Here is a 2,500-nt window from a genome sequence, read left to right on the forward strand (position 1 = left end):
TGATGGAGTGCAGGCGGCGACTTCTGCGGGAACAGCACGAGCGGAAGCACCCGGACTGAGCGAAGCGAGGGAGAAGGCTGGAGCCGTGCCCGCGAAAAGCGCCCGCCGGAACGGAATCAACGGCTACCAGGAAAAGCGAGGACAGGAACGAATTTCGTTCCTATCCTCGCTTATCTGTGCATAAGTGGACTTTTTCAGTGCCCTCTAGTAAAGGGGTGCTTTTTTCATGCTATAATACAGGAACTGAAGTTATTGAAGGAGATATTATGGCTATTAATTTTGAATCATTACAACAATTCCAAGCGAGTGGTGGGCTGAAGTCAACGACGATTACAGCACAGCAACTACTACCGGCGATCGTGACACATATTCAACGCATGGATAGAAAATTCACATTACAAGTGAATGGTCGGCTCCCAAAGGCAATGAATGAGTTGTTAGCAGATACTTTTGAATTAAGTCATTTGCAACAACCATTTTATACACAGCATTGTTCGAGTCGAGGGACAAGTCATATCAATGTCTCAAAAAATCGAGTTAAAATTAATTTTACAGTACGATACCGCATGACAAAGGATGAACAAAGTTGGGTAATAGATGAAATACAAACCATTTTGCAGCGTTTAGCTTTAGAAGAAATGACCCCTTTGGAACAAGTAACTGCCGTACATGATTATATCGTACGCAATCATCAGTATGAGATGCAAACAGATGGTTCACCATTTACTGTCTATACATTTATGCATGAAAAAAAGGGTGTATGTATGGCATATGCGTTATTATTTGAAAAAATGATGGAGCTGCTCGCTATTCCTTGTTATTATGTTGTGGGGCATGCAAATGGCGAAGGTGATCTAGGTCATGCGTGGAACATGGTAAAACTTGATGGCGAATGGTATCATATCGATGCTACGTGGAATGATCTCGGCTCAAAAACCAAAACACATGAAATTCGCTATCGCTACTTTTTAAGAACGGATGATTTTATGGCTGGTGATCATCAATGGAATTTAGAACATTATCCACCATGTGTCAGCAAACGATTTGATGGTTTAAGTAATCTCTATGACGTGTCACTGTGTAAGAGTACACTCTATTTTCCACATCCGAAAACTGCGAAATTAACCTCTGCGTTATTTCCACAGTTAGTTTTCAAAGAATTACTCCCTATTCGTGTGCAGTTTTGTACGCTAAAAGATCATCAATTATATTTTAGTAATTATAGTGATGAAGGCTTTTTATATAGTTATAATCTAGTAACGAAGGAAGTTAGCTGTCATTGTAAGAAAGTAGTTACGGCAATCTCATCTGACCTACAACAAATAATGATTCATTTTGAAGATGGAACAATCCAGCGAATAGATAAAATAACTACTGTCGAAAAACAGGATAGTGTAGTTATAACTGAGCCGGACACCGTTATACCATTCATGAATTTTGGCGATAGTTGGTTTGGTAGTTATGAAGGGGCACAGCAAAGAATAGCTATGCATAGTGAAGATGGTGTCCGTCTAATTATGTCTCAAGCAGTGAAGAAATTAACGGTCGATTTGTTATTGCATAAAGGTTTTCAAGTAACATTGACTGCTGGGAAAAAAACATTACAATTAAACGAAGCGGCTAGCTTGATCCTACCTAAAACATTGCTACCATCTACAACGGAACTAACGTTGTCATCCGGTATGCCAATTGATTATGATGATAAAGACGAAGTATTCATAATTCGTCTTTTACGTAGTGATACAGTATTGTTTAAACTATAGAAAAAAATTCGCTCATCCAATCGATGAGCGAATTTTTTTAGTAAGGTGAACATAGCATATTGCGAGCCTTTTAGACAGGTTCTATTATATATGTTGGGTATCGAAACAACTTATGTTTTAGCTATTAGAAAGAGTATGCTACTTATTTTTCGGCAGGAGTCCTCACTATTTCTTTTGATCATGACGAACCTACCTAAAAATAGACAGAAAAAAGCACGGGTACACTAAATCTCATATACGTAAAATGGTTTGAACGACTTATTATTCTTAAGCATCGACGCTATGTTGGTTCTTGTGGAAAATATTTTCAAGAAAAGACTTCTTTTATTTCATGTGATCAATGCCTAAAGAATAGAATCAAGTGATTCAAATGGCTTTTTAGAAGAAATTAATAACAAAACGAAATATATAGGGCTATCAATGATTTGATCGATTTAAAGGAGGAATCTTAGTACTATTAAAAAAGTATAAAGAAGTTGGTTTACATCTGGATTAAAAAATGACAGCAATTAATACCGAGGGCACTGAAAAACTTACGTTTTTTATGACGAGTTGATTTTTTAGATAAAAATAAGGCACTTTCTGTTCGATTTGAACAGAAAGTGCCTTGTTTCATTGTCTATTTCTTACTCTTTTTCATTTAGCAGTTTTAATATCCGCTTAAGATTGACAGCGAATATCGTTGTGGCACCTTGTATTTCCATGCCAAATAAACCCGCTGATTTGGCCGTATTGTA

1 protein-coding gene is annotated in these 2,500 nt (G+C 37.3%); it reads left to right on the top strand.

Annotation, left to right across the window (positions count from 1 at the left end; all coding sequences use genetic code 11):
- Positions 1-266: 266 nt before the first annotated feature.
- A complete protein-coding gene (locus DEX24_RS16685) occupies positions 267-1,763 on the top strand; it encodes a transglutaminase domain-containing protein (protein WP_109307499.1) in 1,497 nt (498 codons plus the stop codon).
- Positions 1,764-2,500: the final 737 nt, after the last annotated feature.

This window comes from Kurthia sibirica, from assembly GCF_003143975.1.
Taxonomy (GTDB): domain Bacteria; phylum Bacillota; class Bacilli; order Bacillales_A; family Planococcaceae; genus Kurthia; species Kurthia sibirica.

Coding starts and splice junctions, on each gene's coding strand:
- DEX24_RS16685 (WP_109307499.1), top strand. CDS start 267: ATGGCTATTAATTTTGAATCATTACAACAATTCCAAGCGAGTGGTGGG.